This window comes from Dentiradicibacter hellwigii (assembly GCF_041770905.1).
In the GTDB taxonomy this organism is placed as follows: Bacteria; Pseudomonadota; Gammaproteobacteria; order Burkholderiales; family Rhodocyclaceae; genus Propionivibrio; species Propionivibrio hellwigii.
In genome coordinates this window covers 65,141-90,568 of the sequence record NZ_JBEUWX010000002.1, presented here as the reverse complement: position 1 = coordinate 90,568, position 25,428 = coordinate 65,141, and the positions used below count along the sequence as shown (strand labels likewise).

General features: G+C 61.0%; 16 protein-coding genes. 6 read left to right on the top strand and 10 right to left on the bottom strand.

From position 1 onward, the window contains the following. Positions 1-131: 131 nt before the first annotated feature. Both ABCS64_RS02645 and eno read right to left on the bottom strand, forming a co-directional pair. Positions 132-2,081 (bottom strand): DNA topoisomerase IV subunit B, encoded by a 1,950-nt coding sequence (locus ABCS64_RS02645; RefSeq protein ID WP_418890383.1) that lies wholly within the window; start codon positions 2,079-2,081, stop codon positions 132-134. A 135-nt stretch (positions 2,082-2,216) separates the two neighbouring features. Next, a complete protein-coding gene (gene eno / locus ABCS64_RS02640; protein ID WP_418890382.1) occupies positions 2,217-3,521 on the bottom strand; it encodes a phosphopyruvate hydratase in 1,305 nt (434 codons plus the stop codon). Between eno and ABCS64_RS02635 the strand changes: the two genes are divergently transcribed. Next, positions 3,502-3,816 (top strand): hypothetical protein, encoded by a 315-nt coding sequence (locus tag ABCS64_RS02635; RefSeq protein ID WP_418890381.1) that lies wholly within the window; start codon positions 3,502-3,504, stop codon positions 3,814-3,816. The genes eno and ABCS64_RS02635 overlap by 20 nt on opposite strands. Positions 3,817-3,914: 98 nt before the next feature. On the opposite strand, the gene ABCS64_RS02630 is transcribed toward ABCS64_RS02635, so the two are convergent. The 3 genes from ABCS64_RS02630 to tehA form a co-directional block, all read right to left on the bottom strand. Beyond that, entirely contained in the window at positions 3,915-7,436 is a 3,522-nt protein-coding gene (locus tag ABCS64_RS02630) for a UvrD-helicase domain-containing protein (RefSeq protein WP_418890380.1), read from the bottom strand. 266 nt (positions 7,437-7,702) lie between these two features. After that, positions 7,703-9,574: a monovalent cation:proton antiporter-2 (CPA2) family protein gene (locus ABCS64_RS02625; RefSeq protein ID WP_418890379.1), complete on the bottom strand. Its 1,872-nt coding sequence runs from the start codon at positions 9,572-9,574 to the stop codon at positions 7,703-7,705. 104 nt (positions 9,575-9,678) lie between these two features. Continuing rightward, entirely contained in the window at positions 9,679-10,641 is a 963-nt protein-coding gene (gene tehA, locus ABCS64_RS02620) for a dicarboxylate transporter/tellurite-resistance protein TehA (RefSeq protein WP_418890378.1), read from the bottom strand. Positions 10,642-11,333: 692 nt separating this feature from the next. On the opposite strand from tehA, the gene cydD reads away from it, so the two are divergent. From cydD to cydX, 5 genes are read left to right on the top strand one after another with little or no spacing between them, the layout of a single operon-like run. Then, on the top strand, positions 11,334-13,097 hold the full coding sequence (gene cydD / locus ABCS64_RS02615) for a thiol reductant ABC exporter subunit CydD (protein ID WP_418890377.1): 1,764 nt from the start codon (positions 11,334-11,336) through the stop codon (positions 13,095-13,097). Further along, positions 13,078-14,808, top strand: a complete 1,731-nt coding sequence (gene cydC, locus ABCS64_RS02610) for a thiol reductant ABC exporter subunit CydC (RefSeq protein ID WP_418890376.1) — start codon at positions 13,078-13,080, stop codon at positions 14,806-14,808. The genes cydD and cydC overlap by 20 nt, the downstream gene beginning before the upstream one ends. A gap of 45 nt (positions 14,809-14,853) precedes the next feature. Continuing rightward, positions 14,854-16,440 (top strand): cytochrome ubiquinol oxidase subunit I, encoded by a 1,587-nt coding sequence (locus ABCS64_RS02605; RefSeq protein WP_418890375.1) that lies wholly within the window; start codon positions 14,854-14,856, stop codon positions 16,438-16,440. Positions 16,441-16,470: 30 nt separating this feature from the next. Next, positions 16,471-17,625 carry a cytochrome d ubiquinol oxidase subunit II gene (cydB, locus tag ABCS64_RS02600; protein WP_418890374.1) on the top strand — a complete coding sequence of 385 codons (1,155 nt, stop codon included), beginning with the start codon at positions 16,471-16,473 and terminating at the stop codon, positions 17,623-17,625. A 33-nt stretch (positions 17,626-17,658) separates the two neighbouring features. Further along, positions 17,659-17,790, top strand: a complete 132-nt coding sequence (gene cydX, locus ABCS64_RS02595) for a cytochrome bd-I oxidase subunit CydX (RefSeq protein WP_418890373.1) — start codon at positions 17,659-17,661, stop codon at positions 17,788-17,790. A gap of 1,188 nt (positions 17,791-18,978) precedes the next feature. On the opposite strand, the gene ABCS64_RS02590 is transcribed toward cydX, so the two are convergent. The 5 genes from ABCS64_RS02590 to purL all read right to left on the bottom strand — a co-directional run bounded on the left by ABCS64_RS02590 (position 18,979) and on the right by purL (position 25,299). Continuing rightward, positions 18,979-19,422, bottom strand: coding sequence for a lysozyme inhibitor LprI family protein (locus tag ABCS64_RS02590; RefSeq protein ID WP_418890372.1), 444 nt, complete (start codon positions 19,420-19,422; stop codon positions 18,979-18,981). Next, entirely contained in the window at positions 19,410-19,703 is a 294-nt protein-coding gene (locus ABCS64_RS02585) for a hypothetical protein (protein WP_418890371.1), read from the bottom strand. Before ABCS64_RS02585 ends, ABCS64_RS02590 begins: the two co-directional genes overlap by 13 nt. Before the next feature lie 247 nt (positions 19,704-19,950). Beyond that, positions 19,951-20,394, bottom strand: coding sequence for a lysozyme inhibitor LprI family protein (locus tag ABCS64_RS02580; protein WP_418890370.1), 444 nt, complete (start codon positions 20,392-20,394; stop codon positions 19,951-19,953). Continuing rightward, positions 20,382-21,122, bottom strand: a complete 741-nt coding sequence (locus ABCS64_RS02575) for a LysM peptidoglycan-binding domain-containing protein (protein WP_418890369.1) — start codon at positions 21,120-21,122, stop codon at positions 20,382-20,384. The genes ABCS64_RS02580 and ABCS64_RS02575 overlap by 13 nt, the downstream gene beginning before the upstream one ends. 211 nt (positions 21,123-21,333) lie before the next feature. Continuing rightward, entirely contained in the window at positions 21,334-25,299 is a 3,966-nt protein-coding gene (gene purL, locus ABCS64_RS02570) for a phosphoribosylformylglycinamidine synthase (RefSeq protein ID WP_418890368.1), read from the bottom strand. Positions 25,300-25,428 lie beyond the last annotated feature (129 nt).

Here is a 25,428-nt window from a genome sequence, read left to right as displayed (position 1 = left end):
TTGATTGAATTGCACCAAGATTCTCATAAACATCTCGTCGCCACAGCACGACACTGGTAGCTTGCTAACAGGCAAACGCCTGATTCAACGCAAATATTTCTGTCGCCCGGAAGCGACATTTCCGCCATTTTTCAGCTTTCCGCCTCAACCAGCGCACCGTTCTCCTCCATCCAAGCACGGCGCCCGGCCGACTCATTGCGCGCCATCAGCATATTCATGACCGGCAGCGCCTCTGCCGCCAGCGGCAAGCGCACGCGCATCAGCCGACGCGTATCGGGCGACATCGTCGTTTCCCAAAGCTGCTCGGGGTTCATTTCTCCCAGCCCCTTGAACCGCGAAACCACAAGCGTTTCCGGTCGGACGCCTTCACGCCCCAAACGTTCGATGAGAGTATCGCGCTCCGCGTTGTCGAGCGCATAGAGTTTGCGCAGCGGACGCTTTTTACCTTGTGCCGGCACATCGATCCGGTATAGCGGCGGCTGCGCAAAATAGAGATGCCCGCCGGCAACGAGTCTCGGGAAATGCCGATAGAACAGCGTGCAGAGCAGGACGCGGATGTGGCTGCCATCGACATCGGCATCAGTCATGATGACGACCTTGCCATAACGCAACCCGTCGAGCGTCGTATCGGGAGCATCGGCCGTATGCGGGTCGATACCAAGCGCCACGGCAATATCGTGCACCTCGCGATTGGCAAACAGGCTGCCTGGATCAACTTCCCAGGTGTTGAGCACCTTGCCGCGCAACGGCAAGATCGCCTGCAATTCTTTGTCACGCCCGGATTTGGCCGACCCCCCTGCCGAGTCGCCCTCGACAAGGAAGATTTCATTGCGGGTGATGTCTTCACTCTGACAGTCAGACAGCTTTCCCGGCAGAATGGCAACGCCCGACTGCTTGCGTTTCTCGACTTTCTGCCCGGCGCGAGTACGCGCCTGCGCAGCCCGAATGGCGAGATCGACAATTTTTTTGGCTTCATCGGGATGCTCGTTCAGCCACAACTCCAGCGGGTCACGCAGCATGCGCGCAACCAGTGCAACAGCATCGCGCGAATTGAGCCGCTCCTTAGTCTGCCCCTGAAATGAAGGGTCGAGCATGCGCGCCGACAGAACAAAGGAGAGGCGCGCCGCCACGTCATCCGCGACCAGTTTGATTCCCTTAGGCAACAGCGCGTGGTGTTCGGCAAAACCTTTCACCGCATCGAGTGCCGCCTGCCGCAAGCCGGTCTCATGCGTGCCACCGGCTGGAGTCGGGATCAGATTAACGTAGGACTCGCGCACCGGAGCACCTTCGGCGCACCATGCCAGCGCCCAGGCCGCGCCGGAACCGGCGGGAAAGTTCTCGTCACCCTCTGCGGCATGGTTTTCCGCAGTAAAAATCGGTGCGGCAAGGTCATCAACGATCTGCCCAGCAAGATACTGCGCCATCCCTTTCTCATAACGCCAGCGCTTCGTCTCGCCGTCTTCGATGCTCAGCGAAATCTCCAGCCCCGGCAGAAGCACGGCCTTGCTACGCAGCAGGCGCTCAAGTTCGGTCAGCGAAATTTCCAGCGAATCGAAAAACTGGGCATCCGGCCAGATGCGCACCTGGGTTCCGTGCGCCCGCTTGGCCGCATCGCCGACGCGAACGAGCGGCTCGGCCACAGCGCCGTCAGCGAAGACAATGCGATAAACCCCGCCGCCCCGGGTCACTTCAACCTCCAGACGCTTCGACAGCGCATTGGTCACGGAAACCCCGACGCCATGCAGCCCGCCGGAAAAGCGGTAGGCCGAATCCCCGTCGTTTTTATTGAACTTGCCGCCAGCGTGCAGCTGCATAAAAACGACTTCGACCGTCGGCACGCCTTCCGTCGGATGAATTTCGACGGGAATGCCGCGCCCGTCATCGCGTACAGTCACCGAACCGTCGCAGTGAAGAATAACGGTGATCTGCCGGCAATAACCACCGAGCGCCTCGTCGGCCGCATTGTCAATGGCCTCCTGAACAATATGCAACGGACAATCGGTTCGCGTATACATGCCCGGACGGTGGCGAACCGGCTCCAGACCCTTGAGAACGGCAATGGATTCTGCGGTGTAATTCATCGATAAAACTCAGGCAAAACACATGCGGTGCGGATTATACCGGCCTGAAAAACGGCCATGGACGCCGCCACGCAACAACAGAAACAACAAAAAGGCACCGCCGCAGCGGTGCCTCTCCGGGACAAGCCGGCGTAATCAGAAGCCCGCGCCCTTGATCGCCTTCAGCCCTTTGAAGACGGCCTTGGCGCCCAGCTGTTCCTCGATCCGGATCAACTGGTTGTACTTGCAGATCCGGTCGGTGCGCGACAGCGAGCCGGTCTTGATCTGCCCGGCGCCGGTGCCGACAGCCAGGTCGGCGATAAATGCATCTTCCGTCTCGCCCGATCGGTGCGAGGAAATTACGCCGTAGCCCGCCTTCTGCGCCATCTTGATGGCATCGAGTGTTTCAGTGACGGTGCCGATCTGGTTGACCTTGATCAGAATGGCGTTGGCAGCGCCCATCTCGATACCTTTTTTGAGGCGGTCAGGATTGGTGACGAAGAAATCGTCGCCGACGATCTGCACCTTCTTGCCCAAGGTCTTGGTGAATTTGACGTAGCCCTCCCAATCGTTCTGATCCAGGCCATCCTCGATCGAGACAATCGGATACTTTTTGCACCACGCCTGATACTTGGCAATCATATCGTCAGCTGTAAACAGCTTTTCCGGATTCGACTTCCAGAACTTGTATCCCTTGCGTCCGCCTTCATCGAACAGTTCAGACGAAGCGCAGTCGAGTGCGATGGCAATCTGCCTGCCGGGCTTGTAGCCTGCCGCCGCGATCGCCTGCATGATGACTTCGAGCGCTTCATCATTGGAAATATTCGGTGCGAAACCGCCTTCATCGCCCACTGCCGTCACATGGCCGGCCTTCTTGAGGATGCCCTTCAGCGCATGGAAGATTTCGGTAATCCATTGCAGCCCCTGCGAGAAGGTCTTGGCGCCGACCGGCATGATCATGAATTCCTGGAAGTCGATCAGGTTGTCGGCATGTTTGCCGCCGTTGATGATATTGGCCATCGGCGTCGGCAATACGAATTCCCTGTTTTTGTGCAACTTGCCGATGTACTTCCAAAGCGGCATCTTGCTGACATGCGCGGCGGCGACGGTAATCGCCATCGAAGCGCCCAGGATGGCATTGGCGCCCAGCTTGGATTTATTGGTCGTTCCATCAAGCGCGATCATGGCTTCGTCGAGCGTGCGCTGATCGAGCGGATTCTTGCCCTTAAGCAGTTTGGCGATCGGCCCATTGACGGCGGCCACCGCCTTCAGCACCCCTTTGCCGAGATACACCTTTTTGTTGCCGTCGCGCAGTTCACACGCCTCGAACTCGCCCGTCGATGCACCCGAAGGCACGGCGGCACGCGCGACAAAACCGCAGCTGAGCACGACATCGACTTCGACGGTCGGGTTTCCGCGCGAATCGAGAATCTGACGGCCGATGACCTTGGAAATCTTCACTGCGTCCGCTGCCGGCCTGGCGGCCGCTTTTTTTACCGCCGCCACATTCTTCACACTTTTCACGGCAGCGGATTTTGCAACGGCCTTGGTTGCGGCGGGTTTCTTGGCGGGCACAGCGGCTTTTTTGGAAATTTTGGAAACGGGCTTGGAAGTTTGGGTTTTCTTTGCAGAGGAAGCTTTAGCGGACGTAGCCATTTTTCATTCCATGACGGTAGTTGAACAAAAAGGTTTCTACAAACGGATTTTCAAGCACTTAGGCGCTTACACGGCGGCGCAGTATACATCAACGCAATGACGGCAGGCTTGCGCTGCCCGCGCTGGCCGGGAACATCCGCCCGCCAGAACTCAAGCGGAATCATCAAAATTGCCGCTCCGACCGCCCCACCGTCGTATTCATTCGATTTCGAGCAATTCGGCGTCGGCGAACACTAGCGCACCGTGGATTGTCCTGTCCGGAAAAATATCCGCCAGCACGCGGCAATAGCCGCGCACCTGTTCTCGGTACGCATCAAGGCGCGCCGTTTCGCCCGACGAACTCTTGTAATCGAGCACCCACAACGCATCGTCAAGCTCAACCAGCCGGTCGATGCGCAGCAAACGGCCGTCGCGATCGGCCAGTTCGATTTCGTTCCATGTCCGCCGATAACGCGCGGAGTCGAAAAACACCTGTAGCGCCGGCGCGCTGAGCAGCCGCTTGACGACCGGCCAGGCACGTCGGTGCGCCTCCTCGTCAAAACCGGGAATACGCCAGTGCGCAAACGCTTCGAGCCGGTCGATACGGCCGCCATCGGCCAGGCGTTCCAGCAGCGCATGCAGCAGCGTGCCAAAACGCGCGGCATCATCCGACGCCGGCCGCAGGCTGCCTACCGCAGTGAAAGCCGGCGCAGCCGTTGGCGACAGAACCTGCGCGGGCACGGACATTGTCGCGGTACATGTTTCCGCATCGACGGGAGCGGCCCTGGTCAAATCATCGCCATGAACCAGAGTGCTGCCCGGTTCAACAGGCAATGTCTGCACACTTTCCAGCGCGTGTTCGAGCAAACGGTACGCGCTTTTTTCCTCGGACTGCGGACTGTCGCTCTTTCGGCCCTGCTCGCTGCCGCTGGCAATAAACACCTGCTGCGCGCGCGTCATGGCCACGTAAAGCAGATTCAGTTCTTCGCGCTGCGCCGCCTGCGCCTGCGCATCAAAGAGAAAACGCCGCGCCGCGCCGCGCGCGTCCTTGCGGCCGAAAAAGGAAAAATGCCGCGGCGAAGCTTCTTCCGGCGGCCAATCGACGATGACATCCCATGGCTCGGCCGGGCGCGCTGCGGCGTTGGCATCGAGCAGCCAGACGATCGGCGCCTCCAGCCCTTTGGCCGCATGGATCGTCAGAATACGCACGCGATTGCTCGCCGTCTGCGCGGAAACGACTTCCCCTTCGTCCGGCGCATCGCCGGCGTCGGCTTCACGCAGATTGCGCAGTTCATCGACAAAGCGGGAAAGGCTCGGATAGCGCCCGCCATCAAGGTCGAGCGCGAGCAGCAACAACGCATTCAGATTGGCCTCGACGGCGGCGGCGCGGTATTCCGGACTCGCCCGACGATAGCGCGGAAAAACTTCGCCTTCGTGATAAATGCGGTCGAGCAAATCGTGCGTCGGTAAATCTCCGGCAATGCGCAGCCAGGATGCCAACAGACGCGCCGCCCGCAGCAGGCGCGGCGGCACCTGCCCGCCAGCGGCAAGGTCAGTGAGGCGCCGCCACCATGAATCGGGGACCGATTGCGGCGCGGCGTTTGACGAAAGCGGCGGCAAAATCTGCGGAAACGCCAGCAGCAACAGCTCCTCGTTGCTGCACGCGAAAATCGGCGAACGCAGCACATGCGCCAGTTTGAGGTTATCGAGCGGCATGGCGAGAAATTCAAGCAAGGCCGCAATATCACTGGCTTCCAGCGTTGCCAGCAGGCCGCCGCGCGAAGCCGCTTCATAGGGAATTCCGGCGGCGCTCAGCGCGCGTTCATAGACAGCCAGCTTGCTGCGCGTGCGCACCAGCAGCAGGATGTCGCCATAACGCGCCGGGCGCGGCCCGCCGCCCATCCTATCGGGATCATGGAGCTGCCAAGCGCTGCCGCCCGCATGACCGACAATCTCTCTAATCTTTTTTGCCAGCGCCTCTGCCTCCCGGATCTGGCGCAGGTCTTTGGTTTCCTGTGCCGCTTCGGTCAGCGGGTCGCGCAAATGCCCGTCCACACGGGCTTTACCGGCATCTGCCGCGGCAGTATTGGCAGCCGCATCTGCCGCGCTTCCAGCCTCGGCTTCACCTGTCGGGCCGCCGGCGTCAGCACCAAACAGCGGCAACAGTTCGACACGCCCCGGAATGCCTTCGGCAAACGTCGTCTGCGCGCGGAAAGGCGCAAATTCCGGCAGGCCGAGAAATACGGCATTGACGGCATCGACCACCGGCTGTGCGTTGCGCCGCGTCGCATCCAGCGTGCAGCGAAGCGCGCCATAGGCACGCACGAGAAAATCGGCCGCAATCCCGAACAGCCTCGGCTCGGCGCGGCGGAAACGGTAGATCGACTGTTTGGGGTCGCCGACGAGGAAAATGCGCGGACGCCAGTCATCCGAATAGGCATCCAGCCAGGCGCGCAGAATCTGCCATTGCAGCGGATTGGTATCCTGAAATTCATCGAGCAGGACATGGCGGTAACGCGCATCCAGCCGCGCCTGCAAAAAGGCCGACGTCTCCGGCGCGCGCAACAGTTGCAGCACGCGCCATTCGGCATCGACAAAATCGATCTGCCGCCGCCCCTGCTTGATGGCCTCGGCATGAGCGAGAAACGCGGTAAATACGACACAGGCATCGCGATTGAACGCGAGAATGTGCTCCGCCAGCCGACGCTCGCCGCAATCAACCAGACGCTGGCACAGCGCGGCATGCAGCGCGAGAAAACGCCGCGCGCCTGCCGGCGTATAACGCTTGTCGAGCGCAGCGCCCGCTTTCTTGACGGGAATCGAACCGTCCTTATTGAGCATGGCGGCGCGCAGCAGGGTAAAGCGCGCGTCTGCGTCCGCTTCGGCGAGCGCCGCACGCAGCGCCGCCGCACTGGCGCGGTCGCCTTTCAGCTCGCTCATTTCCAGCAGGCCGAGATACGCCTGCCAGTCCCCCGGCCAGCCATCGGCAAAAAACGCCGCCAGCGCCTCTCCCGGCGCACCCGCGCCCAGCAGGGCTTGCAGAGAAGACACTACGCGCGCGGCAGGCGTCGTCGAATCACCGTCTGCCTCGGCCAAGGCCAGCCATTCGCTGCGCCGCTCATACGCCCGGTGGATAAGGCGGCGCACGGCCTCCAGTCCGGCCGTCTCCAGCAGACGCACCAGCGCCGGCGCAGGATCCACATCATCGCTCACGCGCTGCGCCTGCTCACCGGGCAGCGTGGCGACAAAGGCACGCCAGAGTTCGTCAAACTGCCGTACACCCGGCTCGATCAGCGACACCCCCGCCAGATTGGCGGAAAGCGGCGCCGCATCGACCAGTTGCAGAAACCAGGCGTGAAAGGTATTGACCGCCAGCCCCGGCTGTGCTGCCAGAACCCGTTCATACAGCCCGCGCGCCGCCTGCCGCAGCGTGGGATCAGCTGCATCCGCCACCAGACCGCGCTCGGCGAGAAAATTATCGATGGCAGCGTCTTCTTCCATCGCCAGCTGGCGCAGCCAGCCGATAACGCGCGCTTCGATCTCGCGCGCCGCTTTGCGCGTGAAGGTGATGGCCAGGATTTCGCCCGGCGCAACGCCTGCCAGCAGCAAACGCACGATGCGCGAGGCCAGCAGCCAAGTCTTGCCGCTGCCGGCGCAGGCTTCGACGACAACACTGCGCGCCGGGTCGAGGGCGTCGCGGGTCAGGCGGGCGGTCTGGCTGGCGTGGGACAAGGTATTCATTGCGCGAGTATTCGGTGTATGAAATAAGGGGCGCCCTGAGATGCCCTGTTGATAAAGGTTTCAGAGCAGCCTTTAGAATGGGCTCAATCATATCGCCAGTCATGCCGCTTGGCACGAAACCCTTTCTCCCACTTGCGGGGGAAAGTGGCCGAAGGCCGGAAGGGGGAATTCCGAACAACCAGCATTTATCCCGCTTGATGGGGTACGCGCGGCAATCCCTGTAAAAACACCCGCCGTGGCGGGTGTTTTCTTTATCCGGCAAGCGGTTATGGCGACGGCGCGGTCAAATCCGCTTCCGGCTTCCAGTCCACTTCTTCGCCACGCAGTAGCGCCGCAATCATCGCCTCTGTTTCGGCGTCGTCGGCTTTGGCAATCATCGCCATGCGTTCGTTGCCGAAGCGGGGCAGGTCGGGATCGTAGGCATCCGCCATCAGGCGCACGCTGTGGCGGTCGCGGTGATAGTAGAAGTCGCTGATTTTCTGCGCCAGCGCGATATCCATGCCGAGCATTTCCAGGGCAATCCGCCCGCTGCGCATCGCCGCGTCGAAGGTTTCGCGGACGATTTCCTGTGCGCCTGCGCGGTAGAGTGCGTAAACGTGCCGGCGGTCGTAGGCGCGGGCAAGGATGGGCAGCTGCGGGTAGCGTTTGCGCGCTTCTTCGACGATGGCGGTGGCCCGTTCGGCGTTGTCGATGGCGACCACCAGCAGTTGTGCCTTGGCAATGCCCGCTGCTTCCAGCAGTTCCGGGCGGGAGGCGTCGCCGAAGTAGGTTTTGATGCCGTATCTGGCAAGGAGGCCTTCCACGGTTTCCACGTCGTAGTCGATGACGGTGGTGTGGTAGCCACAGGATTCGAGGAGGCCGTCGATTATCTGCCCGAAGCGGCCGTGGCCGAGGATGATGATGGGGTTTTCTTCGGCGATGGTATCGGCCTGGCGCGGGTCTTGTCCGACAGCGGCTGCGCGCGGGAATTTTTCGTACACGATGAAGAGCAGCGGCGTGAACAGCATGGAGAGCGCCACCACAAGCAGCAGGCGATCCGCCACGGCTTGCGGCATCACGGCGTTTTGCACCACAAAGGACAGCAGCACGAAGCCGAATTCCCCCGCCTGGGCAAGGCTGAGGGCGAAGAGACGGTTGTTCAGGCCGCGCTGGCGGAAAAGTTTGCCGAGGACGTGCAGCACCGCCGCTTTGACCAGCATCACCGCCAGCGTCAGGCAGAGGATGGTGCCAAATTCGTTAAAGAGCAGGTCGAAATCGATGCCCGCGCCGACGGTGATGAAGAAGAGGCCGAGCAGGAGACCTTTGAACGGTTCCAGTGTGCTTTCCAGTTCGTGCCGGTATTCGCTGTCCGCCAGTACCACCCCGGCGACAAAGGCGCCGAGCGCGGGTGAGAGGCCGATCAGGCTCATCAGCGCGGCGATGCCGACCACCAGCGCCAGCGCCGTCGCCGTGTATATCTCGCGCAAGCGTGAGCGGGCGATGTAGCGGAAAAACGGGCGGGTGAGGAAGTGGGCGCCGCCGACGATACCGCCGATGACCGCGACAATCAGCGCCGCTTTCTGCCAGGCGGGCATGCCATCGAGCAGGGTCGCCGCTTCATGACTCTCTGCGTGTCCAGTCAGCCCCGGCAGGGCAAGCATCGGCAAGAGCGCCAGCATTGGAATGACGGCGATATCCTGAAAGAGCAGCACGGAAAACGCGGATTGTCCGCCCGGACTGCCGAGCAAGCCCTTCTCGCCGAGCGTCTGCAAGACAATCGCGGTGGATGAGAGCGCCAGGACGCAACCGGCGGCGACCGCCACCTGCCACGGCTGCCCCAGCAGCATGGCAAGCGCGGCAATCACGAGTATCGTCAGGACGACCTGCAAACCGCCGAGGCCGAACAATTTGGCGCGCAGCTTCCACAGCATCGCCGGCTCCAGTTCGAGCCCGATAAGGAACAGCATCATCACCACGCCAAATTCGGCAACGTGCTGCACATCGTGCGTTTCCGCGCCGACGAAATGGAATATCGGGCCGATGAGGATGCCTGCCAGCAGATAACCCAGCACCGAGCCGAGACCAAGCCGCTTTGACACTGGCACGATCAGCACCGCTGCCCCCAAATAGACAAATGCAGAAGAGAGAAGGGAAGTCATAAGAATCCTTTATATGAGGTAACGAGACGGGCGCACCGCACACCCGTAGAAAAAACATTTGGGTCAGGGCAGAAAAAACAAGGTGGGCGAGCGCCAGCTGCCAACTAACGCAGCCAAAACCGCCCGCGCCGCATCGCCGCAAACGTCGCCAGCACCAGCAGCGCAATCCCGCCGCTACCTGCCACTACCATCACCCATGCCAAGAACGGCATCATGCCCTGCGCCAGCAAATGCAGGCCGCAGCCGCACATTGCCGCAAGGCCGAATGAAAACCCCCAAGAGCTCATAAAAAAGCCATCGCTTAGCAGCCACGGCAGCAGCCGCAACAAAAACAGCCCCTGCAACCAGCCATACCCCATCAACATCAAGGCAAAACCATCCACCGCCCCGCCATGCACGGCGAAATACGCACCACAGGCGACAAACGGCGGTGCCAACTGAATCCCGACGATCCCGCGCACCGCTGGCGCCAGCGCCTGTTCAACCCGCAGCCGCAATAAAATCGCCCCTTCCAGACTCAGCCACGAAAATACCCCCATCCCGAAAAACAGCCAGGCATAGTCCGTGAATCCCAGCGCGGCGAACGCCGAGGTGCTGACAAACGCAGCGGCGACCGTTGGCAAATACACCACCGGCGTCGTTGCCGCGAGCGTGTGTAAACCGCGCCACAAACCCGCCGCACGATACATGGCAAACGCCAGCTGCGCGCCAACCCCCAGCATCACAGCCAGCATCGCCGGCAGACGGGCATACGGCAAAAGCGCCATCGCCAGCAACAACAGCGTGATAGGGATCATGCTCAAAAAACAGCACTGCACCAGATCCTGCAAATCGGCGAGAAAATCGGCGCGGAAACGCCAGATCTTGACGGCATAAGCGGCGATCAGCAGCAGCCACAACAGCGCGGCGACCGCCAACAGCGCTTCAGCCGGCCAGGACGGTGCAAACCCCATTGCCGCGCCATAACGCCACGACAGCCCCAGTGCGGACAAACCAAGCGGCATACTGAAATAACTGAGCGGAACCGGAAACTTGCGCGACGGTGCAGCAGGCGAAGAAACAGACATGGCAGTGCTCCAGATAAAAGAAAAATTATAGACAGTGCCCGTCCTTGAACTGTCTCTAAAAACCATGTGCTTGGCTCGCCTGGTGAAGCCAGCGTTTACGCCGCTTGGCCGGAAGAGAGCATTTATCCAGTTTGACCATAGGTATCTACCTATCTTAAGCGCTGTAAAAAACTGCGGAAACTAAGGAAAACCACTCGCCTGCTTGCGGGACTGGGACAGCTCGCGTAACGAGAAAAGGAGTGAGGGCATTCGTGCATAGACCGGACACCTAGGTAACGGCGTGCGAGGACATAGGTGACAGTCCGGGGATAATCTATCAAACCTTATTCAGATCAAATTCCTTCACAAACTGATGGCAAAAAATCGGCGTGAATGCACTTCGGCAGGCCGTAGCGCTCAAATACCCGCAGTAACGTCTCCGGCACGGTTGTGCAGCGCTCGTTGCCCTGCGCGTCGAGGCAGAGGCTGTAGCGCGAGGGGTCATCAAGGAAAGCATAAATAGCAGCTCGACTTTGCCAAGAGACAAGGCGGTACGCCGCAGGCAGACGATTCAGTACGGCAAGGCCAGGTCAATATAGCAACGCCGTATTTTGGCAAAGGAAGCCGTTGTTTTTCTTGTGAAATCACGTGTGTCTGGCTAATAATACGGTGCGCCCTCAAAGCATTTTCAGAACCGCCCGCCCTCTCCCTTCATGAAACCGAACACGCAAGACAGCCCGCCCGTGCCCGGCCTGCGGCTCGACGCCGCCTGCCTGGCGCATGCGGTCAGCCCGCTCCTGCGGCTCCCGCAGGCAGCGCTCATTGCATGGGGCATCTCGCGCCTGCACCACGGCGCAGGCGTCGCGGATCTTGTATGGCTGACGGCAGGCATCGTCTTTGCCGGCGTTTTGCGTGCCGTACTGGAAGCGTGGAGCGCCGGATGCATGTTTGACACGGCGCGCGAACGTCTGAGCCGCTGGCGCAGCCGTACTGTCGCGGCGCTGGCAGCACGCTCTCCGCTGGATCGCGCCCGGATGCATGCCGGCGCGTCCGCCAGTGCATTGGCCGAACAGGCCGAAGCGATTCTCCCCTGGCTGACGCGTTACCGCAGCGCCGTCTGGCGCGCGCGCATCATGCCCGCGATGATCGTGCTGCCGGTCGCCTGGTTTTCCTGGGCTGCCGCGCTGGTGCTCCTGCTGGCGGCGCCGCTGATCCCGATGTTCATGGCGATCGTAGGCCGTCGCGCCCGTGCCGCCAGTGAAGCGCAGTGGTTGCAAATGAGCAGTATGAATGCGTTTCTGCTCGACCGCCTGCGCGGCCTGCCGACACTGCGAGCGCTCGGTTGCGTGGCGCTGACGGCGCGCCGCCTGCGCGCCCAGATCGAGGATCTTCGCCAGCGCACGCTGCGCGTACTGCGCATCGCCTTTTTGTCTTCGGCGGTGCTGGAGCTGTTTTCCGCATTGGGCGTCGCCCTCGTCGCGGTTTACATCGGCTTCCATCTGCTGGGCTATCTGAAATTCGGCGCCTGGGGGCGGCGGCTCGATCTGGCCGAAGCGCTCTTTATCCTGTTGCTGGCGCCGGCCTTTTTCGAGCCACTGAGGGAGCTGGCTGCCGTCTGGCACGACCGCGCCGCGGGCCTCGCGGCGGCGGACGCATTGAACCGGCTCGCGGTGGGCGGACTGCCGCTGCTTGGCGGCGCGCCGGATAATCCGCTTCCAGCGCAAACGCCCTCGCCTTCATCGGGAGAAAACGATGCGCCTGATCTGCCGCCGCAGGTCAGGATCGAAGAGTTGCATTTTGCATTTCCCGGCGAAGCCCCCGTTTTCCAGGACTTTACGCTGAACGTAGCGCCTGGAGAACGGGTGGCATTGATGGCGCCCAGTGGGACAGGGAAAACGGTTCTGCTCTCGCTGATGGCCGGGTTGTTGCAGGCTACGCAAGGCCGTATCGAGATCGGCGGCACAGCCCTGACCGCTGCCTCGGCGCAGCGGCTGCGTCAGCGCATGGCCTGGATGGGGCAGCGCCCGCACGTATTCTCCCGATCGGTACAGCATAACGTCTCGCTCGGACGGACGGATCCAGGTGAAGGCGATGGCGAGGCGTATGTGCGGCAGGCCATCTGCTGGGCGCAGCTGGGCAGCGTGGCGCAGGCGCATCCGGGCACCTCGCTGGGCGAAGGCGGAACGGGACTGTCCGGCGGCGAGGCCGTCAGGCTGGCCTTGGCGCGTCTGGCCGCTGCATTGCACGTATCGCACGCGGATCTGCTGCTGGCGGATGAACCGACGGCGCATCTGGATAGCGAGACGGCCGCCCAGGTCACGCAATCTCTTCTCGATCTGGCGCGGGGACGCACCCTGATCGTCGCCACGCATGACCCGGTGCTTGCCGCACGACTGGATCGCAGCGTGGTGCTCCCGACCCCCAACGGCGCCGTACACGCCGAGGCAGAGGCATGCGATGACGCGCAGATTCAGTGAGACAGCCTCGGTGCTGCGCCCCGTGCTCGGTGCCCTGTTCGCCGGGGTTTGGCGCCGCATGGCGCTGGGCGCCAGCCTGGCGGCAATCACCGTTCTTGCCGGCATGGGGCTGCTCGGGCTATCGGGCTGGTTCATTGCCGCCACCGCCATTGCCGGACTGCACGCCGCCAGTGCCCTGGCCTTCGACGTATTCGCGCCGTCAGCCGGCATCCGCCTGCTGGCGCTGGGGCGCACCGCTGCGCGTTACGGCGAACGACTCGTGACGCACGATGCGACGCTGGCCGCACTGGCGGCACTGCGCGAGCGTATTTTCCGGGGCTGGGCGAGCGCCGCGCAGATTCGGGAACTGCTGCGCCGTCCGGCACGGGCGCTCTTCCGGCTAACCAGCGACCTCGACGCGCTGGAATCCCTCTATCTTCGCCTGCTAACGCCAGCCGGTGCGGCGCTGTGCGCAACGGCGTTCGCTGCGGCGACGCTCGGCCTCATGACGTTCTGGCTCGGCATCGCCCTGGGAATATGGATGCTGGCGGTCGGCATAGCCGTCAGCGTCGGGCTGTTCTTCCGCTCCCGCCGGCCCGCCTTGCGCCGCGCACTGCTCACGGAACGCCTGCGGGCGCAGACCGTCGATCTGGTCTCCGGTCAGACAGAGCTGGTCATGGCCGGACGTCTGGCAGCCCAATGTGCGGCGCTTGAGCAAACGGATCGCCGCCTGGCACGCGCCGACCGGCGTCTGCACCGTCTGGACACGGCCGCCGGTGCAATTTACGGCATTGCCGGCAGCCTGACCCTGGCCGCCACCTTGCTCGGTGTCGGCGCACTGGTCGATCGCGGGCAGATCGGCATTCCCGCCGCGGTGCTGGCGCTGCTCATCGCACTGGCGGCCATGGAACCCTTTGCCGCACTCCGGCGCGGCGCGCTGGAAGCCGGCCGCATGTGGCTGGCGGCAAAACGTCTGTCGCCCCATTGTGCCGAGTACGCCGAGTGTGCAGATTCCGGCGCAACGCCGGATGCCGCTGTGCCTGATGTGCCCAATGCGGGCGATGCAGTCATCCTGCAACGGGTTTCGGTACGTTATCCGGGCAGTGCGACCGACGCGCTGCAATCACTTTCCCTGACGATTGCCCACGGAGAACGGGTTGCCGTCGTCGGCCCCAGCGGTGCCGGCAAATCGACGCTGATGGCGCTGCTCGCCGGCGAATTGGCGGCGCACGCGGGCAGTATCCAGCGGCTGCCCTTTGCCTGGCTGAGCCAGCGGGCCGATCTTTTTCAGGATTCCCTGCGCGAGAACCTGCTGCTGGCCGCGCCCGAAGCCGGCGATGAAGCGCTCTGGCACGCGCTCGAATCAGCCGGGCTAGCCGCCGATATACGCGGCCTGAATGCCGGACTGGAAACCCGGCTCGGCGAAAGCGGGCTGGGGCTCTCTGCCGGGCAGAGACGCCGTTTGGCGCTGGCGCGCCTGCTGCTACAATCCCATCCGCTCTGGCTTCTCGACGAGCCGACGGAAGGACTGGACGCGGCGACGGCGGCGGATGTGCTCGCGCGGCTTCGGATACTGGGCGAAGGGCGCGCTTGGCTGATGGCGACCCATCTGAGGCGCGAAGCAGCGCTGGCCGACCGTCTGCTGATATTGCGCGACGGCCGCGTTGAAGCCGAGTATCGCTGGGGCAGCCGGGATTTTGCCGCCGCACTGGCCGCATTGAGGCATGACTGATTCATTCGGACGCACATGAAGCCATATTCATAAGGGGAAACCGCCATGGATTTTGACATCGTCAGCCTGTCGCGCCTGCAGTTTGCACTGACTGCGCTCTACCACTTTATTTTCGTCCCGCTGACGCTGGGGCTGTCGATTCTGGTCGCCATCATGGAGACGGTTTATGTGCTCACCGGCCGTACGCTTTGGCGTGACATGACGAAATTCTGGGGCGGGCTGTTCGGCATCAACTTTGCCATGGGCGTCGCCACCGGCATCGTGATGGAATTTCAGTTCGGCATGAACTGGAGTTATTACAGCCACTACGTCGGTGATATTTTCGGCGCCCCGCTTGCTCTGGAAGGATTGATGGCTTTCTTTCTGGAAGCCACCTTTGTGGGCCTGTTCTTTTTTGGCTGGGAGCGGCTTTCCCGCGTAAAACACCTGATCGTCGCCTGGTGCGTGGCGCTCGGCTCGAATTTTTCGGCCTTGTGGATTCTCATCGCCAATGGCTGGATGCAAAATCCGGTCGGCGCCCAGTTCAACCCGCAGACTATGCGCATGGAAATGACGGATTTTTTCGCCGTGCTTATCAACCCGATGGCGCAGACGAAGTTCGTGCATACCGTGACTGCCGGCTATGTGACGGCGGCCGTTTTCGTCCTTGGCATTTCAGCCTGCTACCTCCTCAAGGGACGCTACCCGGCGCTTGCCAAACGATCCATGACCGTGGCGGCGACGTTCGGCCTGGTTTCCGCACTGGCGCTGGTGGCGCTGGGCGATGAAAGCGGCTACCTCGTCGCCAAACACCAGAAGATGAAGCTCGCCGCCATGGAAGCCATGTGGAAGACCGAGCCTGCGCCCGCCGCCTTCACCGCTTTCGGTTTTCCGGACCAGGCCGCACGCGAAACCCATTATGCCGTGCATGTTCCGTGGCTCATGGGGCTGATTGGCACGCGTTCCTTAACGACTGAAATTGCCGGCATCGAGGCACTGGTCGAGCAAGCAGAACGCCGCATCCGCGACGGCCTCACGGCCTACGACGCCTTGCAGCGCATCCGCGCCGCCAGCAAAACTGGGGCAGGCATACCGCCCCAGGCACAGGCCGACTTTGAAACGCACGGTCATGCGCTAGGCCATGCGCTGCTGCTCAAGCGTTACACGGACGACCCGCGCCAGGCGAGTCCCGAACAAATCCGGCAAGCAGCGTGGGATACCGTACCGCAGGTTGCCCCGCTGTTCTGGGCGTTCCGCCTGATGGTTGGTCTGGGCTTCTTTCTCATTGTGCTGACCGCCGTATTTTCCTGGCTCTCGATACAACGCCGACTCGATGCGCACCCTTGGCTGCTCAAGATCGCCGCGTATTCCATTCCCCTGCCGTGGATCGCCATTGAATGCGGCTGGATCGTTGCCGAACTGGGGCGCCAACCCTGGGTGATCGAAGGCGTTTTGCCGACGGCCGTCGCCGTTTCAAATCTGGGCGCATCGACGGTGTTGTTCACGATCATCGGCTTTGTCCTGATCTATACCGTCCTGCTGCTCATCGAGCTGAAGCTGATGCTCCGCGCGATCCGAAAAGGCCCGGACATTGCGGCGCCGGACAGCGCTGACAGCCGGATAACCGCTGCCACCCCAGCGCCGGCACATTAACCCAACGACTTCTAGCAAGGAGCAAACGGCATGATCCTGACTGAACTGATCTCCTATGAGACGCTGCGCCTGATCTGGTGGGCGCTGCTGGGCGTGCTGCTGATCGGGTTCGCTTTGACCGACGGCTTTGACCTGGGCGCCGCGACCTTGCTGCCCTTTGCGGCGCGCAGCGACATCGAACGCCGCACCGTCATCAATGCGATCGGCCCCGTCTGGGAAGGCAACCAGGTCTGGCTGATCCTCGGTGGCGGCGCCATTTTCGCGGCCTGGCCGCAACTCTACGCCGTATCGTTTTCAGGCTTTTACCTGGCGATGTTCGCCATTCTGTTCGCACTCATCCTGCGCCCCGTCGCCTTCAAATTCCGCAGCAAGCGGGAGGAAGCCTCTTGGCGTAATCGCTGGGACTGGGCTTTATTCATAGGGGGATTTGCGCCGTCGCTGATTTTTGGCGTAGCGGTAGGCAACGTCTTGCAGGGGGTGCCTTTCCGCATCGAAGAGGACATGCAGATTTTTTACGATGGTTCGTTTTTTGGACTGCTCAATCCCTTTGCTCTGTTGTGCGGCCTGGTTTCCGTCGCCATGCTCGTCATGCACGGGGCCGCCTGGCTACAAGTCAAAACGTCGGGCGCTGTGGCCGAGCGTGCGCGCCGTTACGGCATCACGGCGGCACTTACCGTTCCGGTGCTGTACTTGGCGGCGGGCGCCATACTGGCGTTCTTTCTGCCGGGATACGTCATTACGAGCGAAATTTCCACCTCTGGCGTATCGAACCCGCTGCTCAAGCACGCCGTGATACAAAACGGCGCCTGGTTGGCCAACTACGCTGCGCACCCCGCGCTGTGGCTGGTGCCCGGGCTGGGGCTGGCGGGCAGCGTAATCGCCGCGCTCTGCATGGCCGCCCGCCGCCCGCTGGCCGCCCTGATTACGGGCGGCGCGGGCATCGCCGGAATCATCACCAGCGTTGGCGTCTCGATGTTTCCCTTCATCCTGCCCTCATCCGCCAACCCCTCGGCCAGCCTGACGGTGTGGGATGCCTCATCCAGCCACCTGACGCTGTTCATCATGCTGATTTCGACACTGATCTTCATGCCGATCATTCTCGCCTACACCAGCTGGGTCTTCTCGGTACTGCGCGGCAAGGTGGACGCCGAAGCCATTGAGAACGGCAAAGAACACGCCTACTGACGCCCCGATCATTTCATTCATGGGATATTGAGCATGTGGTACTTAGTCTGGATTCTCGGCCTGCCGCTGGCGGCCACTTGTGCGATTCTCAGCGCCATGTGGTTGGAGCTGAAGGAAGACGATGCGCTGCGGCACAACGCTCCCAGCCAGGGCAACCCCGACTGAGCACACCGACCGGGGCACCTGCCGCAAGGCATCCCTCGGAAACCCGCGTGGATAGGGCATCTCCGGGTGCTCCATCTAAGATGCCCTGTTTATAAGGGTTTCAGGGCATCAAAAAATATAAACCGGGGAAATAGCATCCGGCTGACCCGCCGAAGCCCGCATCCATAAAAGTGCTTCGCCCAAGCCGCCTTGCCCTCTCCATTGCCCTTCATTTGCGTGCATTCCAACAGGGACAGGGGTTCAAGTCAGGCGCTCCGGACAGTCTATTTTATGAGGGTTCCAGAAAGGCTTTTCTTTTTTCAGCGCCTCCTGGTAACTGAGGCAGGCCTCAAATTCTTTGGTGCAGGCAAATCCGATGCTGAAAGCGATGGGTCCCATTTTCCACGAGCTCTATCCCTGCCATGAAATTGTCGAAAAACTCGTCGACCGAGGCGCAAAAAGACAGATTTCGTAAAAATTCACTTCGACCTGGCTGTCCGCTGTTAGCTGGGAATCGATAAAGCGCACGAAATCGTCAAAGATCGCCACCGAGACGGGCGAGTTAGCCAGCAGGAACGCTCGCGTGCGGCATTTTCCCTGAATTGCACAGGCGTCAGCCGGAAGGGTGGATATGCATCGGCATCTCCATCATTGTCATCTTCTGCGTCGGGGTCTTTGTTATACGATTTTTCCTCGATTTCGAGCCATTCCTGCCGGGCAGGTTTCCATGGTGGCACGGTCGAGCAGAAAGATCCAGAAGTTAGCAATCGTGTTGTTGCATTCGAACAGTTGACGCCCACTATCAGGCGACACGACGTCCAGACAGGACCGGTTTCCCATTTTTTCCTCCTTTAAACCCGGCTTCCTTTGCCATGTGAAAAACAGGCGCTTAACCCCTTAGCTCTTCGGGCAATCCTCTTTAAAAAAGAGGGCGAAAAAGCAGTCTATATTTTCTGACACCCTGAGATGCACGTAAATCAAGCATCTCAACATGGTGGTTTTGTCGGGCATGAATGCCCGACAAACATGGCCAGTACAGGGCACGATTTTTCAATTTATATTTTTTGATGCTCTGAGATTCCCGTGTTTAAAGGATCTCAGGGAATTTTATGTTTTCTTCCCTGAAAAACCGCCTTGTTACGCACGTAAAAAAGACGGCCTTGCCGTCTTTTTGTTCGCAGCCCCGAGGCGGGTTGTGTTCATGCAAGGCTACTTCGACGGCATGCCAAATACAGCATCGAGCAACTGTTGGGCGCGTCGGTTGTTGAGTTCCGTAACGCAGCCCAGACGCCCCATCTCACGCACGCCTCCCGCGCCGCCGCCGCTGAGCGAAGACCCAAATGCACATTGCGCATTGCGGTACCGAATAAATTCCTTGTTTGCCGCAGCAAATTTTGCTTTGGACTCCTTGATGTATTTATCGTCCTCATCCCATTTTGAAAGCGCGCTCACCACCTTTTTTTCCGCTTGCTGTAATGTCCTCTGACTATCCTCCGCCTTCTTTGCCAGACATTCTTGCATTCCCGCCTGAGAGAAGGCGCTGCATTCTTCGTACATTTCCCGCTCTGTTTGAACAACAATGCCGGATGCAGCACAGGCCAGCACTGGAGAAAAAAGAATGAACGACAAAGTGATTCGTTTTATTGCGTACATGAGGTAGCCTTTCCTTTGCGCACCATGGATAGCGCGTAATCAAGTTTTCTGTCGTAATTCAGATTGGTCATATAGACAACCTCCTTCAGTAAAACAAGCGGGGCACTGAAATAGCGGCTCCCTTTGTCAAACCCTTCGCCCCCTTTGAAAAGGAGAGCAGGCCCATTCTCGACCCCTCGTGGAAATGCGCGCAAATGCGGGGCTAGGGAGAAGGCAATGCGGGTAGCAAGAGTGTCAAAAATGGAAGCCTCGCTGCTTCTTGAAAACAGATCAGAAAACATAAACCACTTTTCTTCGCTCCTCTTCTTGAAGAAGAGCATCCCCAAGTGCTGAGGGGTCTAGAGCTTGTTTTTCATGTAGAGAAGTCGGCCGGGCGCGTTGCGCCCGACAAATAAACAACTAAACAACTGCTGGGCATAAATGCACCGACCGTCCCCTCTGGAACTCGCTACCTTGTTACGCGCGTAAAAAAGACGGCCTTGCCGTCTTTTTGTTCTCAGCCCCGAGGCGGTTTGTATTCATGCAAGGCTACCTCGCCCGCACGGTAGACACAGCGTCGAGCAACTGTTGGGCGCGTCGGTTGTTGAGTTCCGTAACGCAGCCCAGACGCCCAATCTCACGCACACTTCCCGCGCCGCCACCACTGAGCGAAGACCCAAATGCGCATTGCGCATTGCGGTACCTGATAAATTCCTTGTTTGCCGCAGCAAATTTTGCTTTGGACTCCTTGATGTATTTATCCTCCTCAAACCATTTTGAAAGCGCGCTGACCACTTTTTTTTCGGCTTGTTGTAATGCCATCTGACTATCCTCCGCCTTCTTTGCCAGACACTCCCGCATTCCCGCCTGAGAAAAGGCGCTGCATTCTTCGTACATTTCCCGCTCTGTTTGAACAACAATGCCGGATGCAGCACAGGCCAGCACTGGAGAAAAAAGAATGAACGACAAAGCGATTCGTTTTATTGCGTACATGGGCTAGCCTTTCCTTTGCGTACCACGAATAGTGCGTAATCAATTTTTCTGACGTAATTCGGATCACTCTGCATTGAATTGTAGTACAACGCAATCGTTCGAGTTGAGAAATCTTTCCAACCGGCGATTACTCTTTGAATTGACGCCTTCTGATACTTCAACACCTGCCTGGGCCGTAGAACAGCAGCGGTCGGATTCAATTTTTTCAGCGTATCGACTGTACTTCCCTGTACCCTTGCAATCTTGTCGAGGCTATCGCCTGGTTTGACGGTGATTTCGTAAACCCTGGCATCAGCGCCAGGCATGCTTTGGTATTTGATGTTTGCCATACGCATGAGCAGATAGCCAATCCCTGCCCGGATGTTATGTGCCGGGTTAACCCGGGCTGATTCCATCGTTAGCCTACCCTTCCAGGCTGGCGGCAAAATCAAATCACCCCCTTCGTTTCCCGAGAGAAGCGCTTTTAATCCTGGATCACCAGCCATGCCTATTTGCATTGGCCTAAAATTCCAATCGGAAGTGTGGGCGCCGGTTTCGACCCATATCATCGCCTTGATAAGCTGCCAGTCTAATCGCCGATACCCTGGCGTGCCAGATAAATGCTGATTGTATTCATTGACTGCCCTCTGAATTTCACAATCCCAGGCGTTCCATTTGGCATTGTTCACTGCCTTGTTAATGCCATCCTGCCATTTTTCGAAGCCCGTCTTCGGTACTTGAACTGCCATATCAGTCCTTTCTGGTTGAATTGTCCATGTGTTCAGCATCCCAGGGCATGGCAAAGGCCAGTTATCCGTCTGCGCCAAACAGGCCGGCGCGCATGCTGGCCGAACTCACGTCAATACACAAAAATACCCCGCGTTCGTTTTTGCCAAAATACTGTGTTTGCTCGCCTTGTCTTTTGGAAAAAGAAGCCGCTATAAAACATAAACTGCCGCCCTACCCCACCCACTTCCGCGCATTGCGGAAGATGCGCATCCACGGCGAATCTTCACCCAGGTTTTCCGGATGCCAGGACATCTGCACGGTACGGAACACGCGCTCGGGGTGCGGCATCATGATCGTGAAGCGGCCATCAGCCGTCGTCACTCCCGCCAGCCCGTCGGGCGAGCCGTTCGGGTTGCAGGGATACGTTTCGGCCGGCCGGCCGGCAGAGTCGATATAGCGCACGGCAAGCCGCACGCGCGCCGCCTGTTCAGGCGCATCGAACTCGGCGCGGCCTTCGCCGTGCGAGATGATGACCGGCATGCGGCTGCCGGCCATGCCGGCAAAAAACAAGGAGGGCGACTCGACGACTTCGGTCATGATCAAGCGCGCCTCGAACTGCTCGACCGCATTGCGCTCAAAACGCGGCCAGTCCGCCGCGCCGGGGATCAGCGCCTTCAAGGCGCTCATCATCTGGCAGCCGTTGCAGACGCCCAAGGCGAAGGTATCGCCACGCGCGAAGAAAGCGGAGAACTCGTCGCGCGCGCGGGGGTTGAAGAGAATCGTGCGCGCCCAGCCTTTGCCCGCCCCCAGCACGTCACCATAGGAAAAACCGCCGCACGCCGCCGCCCCTTTAAAGTCGGCCAGCGAGACGCGGCCGGCGAGGATGTCGCTCATATGCACATCGACGGCGGTAAAACCTGCCCGGTCGAAGGCCGCCGCCATTTCGGCCTGGCTGTTGACGCCCTGCTCGCGCAGGATCGCGATCCGCGGCCGCGCGCCGTCAGCAATGAACGGCGCGGCGATGTCTTCCGCCGCATCGTAGGTCAGCGCCACTGACAGCCCCGGATCGTCCTCATCAAGAATGCGGTCATACGCCTGCCGCGCGCATTCCGGGTTGTCGCGCAGCGACTGCATGTGGAAGCTGGTTTCCGACCAGGCGCGCTGCAGGTCGACACGCTTCTCGCACAGCACCGTCTCACCCCGGCAGGCGATGCGCAACTCGCCGCTGCGATCGGGCGCGCCGAGCAGCACGGCGGGAATACCCGCCGTCTGGAACATCGCCTGCACGGTATTGCGCACAGCGCGGCGAATCTGGACCACCGCGCCCAGTTCTTCGGCAAACAGCGCGCCAATGCGGCCTGCGGCCGACCCGTCGCACAGATTGCCGATATCGACGCTCATGCCGCAGTGCGCGGCGAAGGCCATTTCAGCCAGGCAGGCGAACAGCCCACCGTCAGAACGGTCATGATAGGCCAGCAACATTCCGTCGGCAGCAAGGCGCTGAATCAACGCAAAAAAAGTCGCCAGCTTTTCCGGCGCATCAACGTCGGGCGCCGCCGTGCCCGTGGCATTGAAAGTCTGCGCCAGCGCCGAACCGCCCAAGCGGTTGCGCCCCATGCCAAGATCGATCAGCATCAGGTCGCTCGCCTCGCCGCTAATCTTAAGCTGCGGCGTCAGCGTGTGCCGCGCGTCCGACACCGGCGCAAAGGCCGAAACAATCAGCGACAGCGGTGAGACGACCTGTTTTTCCCCCGCCGTCCCCTTGCCGGAATCCTCTTGCCGTGCTTGCCAGGCCGTGCGCATCGACAACGAATCCTTGCCGACCGGAATCGAAATGCCGAGGCGCTGGCACAGGTCGGATACCGCGCGTACCGTATCGAACAGACGCGCATCTTCGCCGGGTGCGCCGGCTGCCGCCATCCAGTTGGCCGACAGCTTCACGTCGCCCAATTTTTCGATGCGCGCGCAGGCGATGTTGGTCAGCGCCTCACCCACCGCCATGCGCCCGGACGCCGGCGCATCAATGACGGCCAGCGGCGTGCGCTCGCCGATGGCGAAAGCCTCGCCGCGCAAGGTACGAAAGCCCATCGTCGTCACCGCCGCATCGGCGACGGGCACCTGCCAGGGCCCGACCATCTGGTCACGCGCCGTTTGGCCGCCGATTGAGCGGTCGCCGATCGTGATGAGAAAAGTCTTGTCGGCCACCGCCGGCAGACGCAACACGCGGTAGGCAGCTTCCTTCGGATCGACGGCCGCCGCATCGAACGGTATGCCGACAGCCGGCAGCCGCACGGCCTCGCGTTTCATGCGCGGCGGTTTGCCGAGCAGCGCCGCCATATCCATATCGACCGGCGCATCGCCGAAATGCCGGTCGGTAACGACCAGACGGCCGTCGGCACTCGCCGTACCGACGACGGCAAACGGGCAGCGCTCGCGCGCACAAATAGCGCCAAATTCGGGCAGCCGCGCGGGCGGAATGGCCAGCACGTAGCGCTCCTGCGCTTCGTTGCTCCAGATTTCCGCCGGCGACATGCCAGCTTCCTCGATCGGCACCTCGCGCAGTTCGAAGCGCGCACCGACGCGGCCGCTGTGTGCCAGTTCCGGAAAAGCGTTGGACAGCCCGCCCGCGCCCACGTCGTGAATCGACAGGATTGGGTTGCCGTCGCCCGGCTGCGCCGCATCCTGGCGCGAGGCGCCCAAGCGCCAGCAGGTGTTGATGACTTCCTGCGCACGCCGCTGCATTTCCGGATTGCCGCGCTGTACCGAGGCAAAATCGAGAGCTTCGGCATTCGCGCCGGTGCTCATCGAACTGGCCGCACCGCCGCCCAAGCCAATCAGCATTCCGGGGCCGCCCAGCTGAATCAGCAAGGTGCCGGGGGCGAATTCGGCTGCCTTGTACGCCTGGCTGGCGGCGATGTTGCCCACTCCGCCCGCCACCATGATCGGTTTGTGATAGCCGCGGACAACGGCATTTTCCCCTTCGCCGACGCACTGCTCATAGGTACGGAAATAGCCGGCCAGATTCGGCCGGCCGAATTCGTTGTTGAAAGCCGCTGCACCAATCGGCCCGTCGAGCATAATCGACAGCGCCGAGGCGATGCGCGACGGCCGCCCGTAAGCCGCCATTTCAGCTTCCCAAGGCTGCGGCGCGGCGGGCAAATAGAGGTTGGAAACGGTAAAGCCGCAGAGGCCGGCTTTTGACCGGGAGCCGCGTCCGGTCGAGCTTTCATCGCGGATTTCACCGCCGGAGCCGGTCGCCGCGCCGGGGAACGGCGAAATCGCCGTCGGGTGGTTGTGCGTTTCCACCTTGGCGAGAATGTGCGTCAGCTCGTTGCGATAGCGGTACGCACCGTCCGCATCGGGATAGAGCTGTTCAACCTCCGCCCCCTCGAAGACCGAGGAATTGTCCGAATACACGACGACATTCCCCTGCGGGTGCGCGGCGTGCGTTTCGCGGATCATGCCAAACAGCGTTTCCGGCCTTGGCTCGCCGTCGATAACCCATTCGGCGTTGAAAATCTTGTGCCGGCAATGCTCCGAATTTGCCTGCGCGAACATCATCAGCTCGACATCGGTCGGATTACGCTGCATCCTGCCGACGAACACATCGAACAGGTAGTCGATTTCGTCCTCCGACAGCGCCAGCCCAAGATTGGCGTTCGCCTCGACCAGCGCCGCACGGCCGCCGGCCAGCGCATCAATATGCCGCATCGGTCGCGGCGCAACGTGGCGGAACAGCGCAGCCGTCCCGGCAAAATTATCCAGCACGGTTTCAATCATGCGGTCATGCAGCAGCGACGCGACGCGGTCGCGTTGGCCGGACGCCACGTCCGACACGTAAAAGGCAATGCCCCGTTCAATGCGTTCCACGGCTTTCAGTCCGCAATTCCAGGCAATATCGGTGGCCTTTGACGACCACGGCGAGATCGTGCCGATACGCGGCGTGATCAGAAACAGTTGCCCCTGCTCACGTTCCTGTCCGCGCTTTTCGTCTTTCTCCGCCGGGCGTTCCTCCAGCAGTTCGGCCAATTGCGCCCGCGCTTCGGTGGGCAGTTCGGCGTTCAGCTTGACGAAATGCCAGTAATCGGCGGCCAGCAACCTGGCTTTCGGCGCAACAGCCTGAATACGTTGCTGCAAGCCTTGCAGACGGAATGCGGAATACGCGGGCGCGCCGCGCAGAAAAAGAAGATCGCTCATAGTCGGCCGGAAAAAGAGTGGATCGGTTGAAAGATGGAGGAAATCGCAGGCAATTCGCCAGGACATCGCCCAAGCCTGCCGGAATCTTCCGCAGCCGTCGGGACGCCGGGGTCCTCCCGCTAGCGCTTC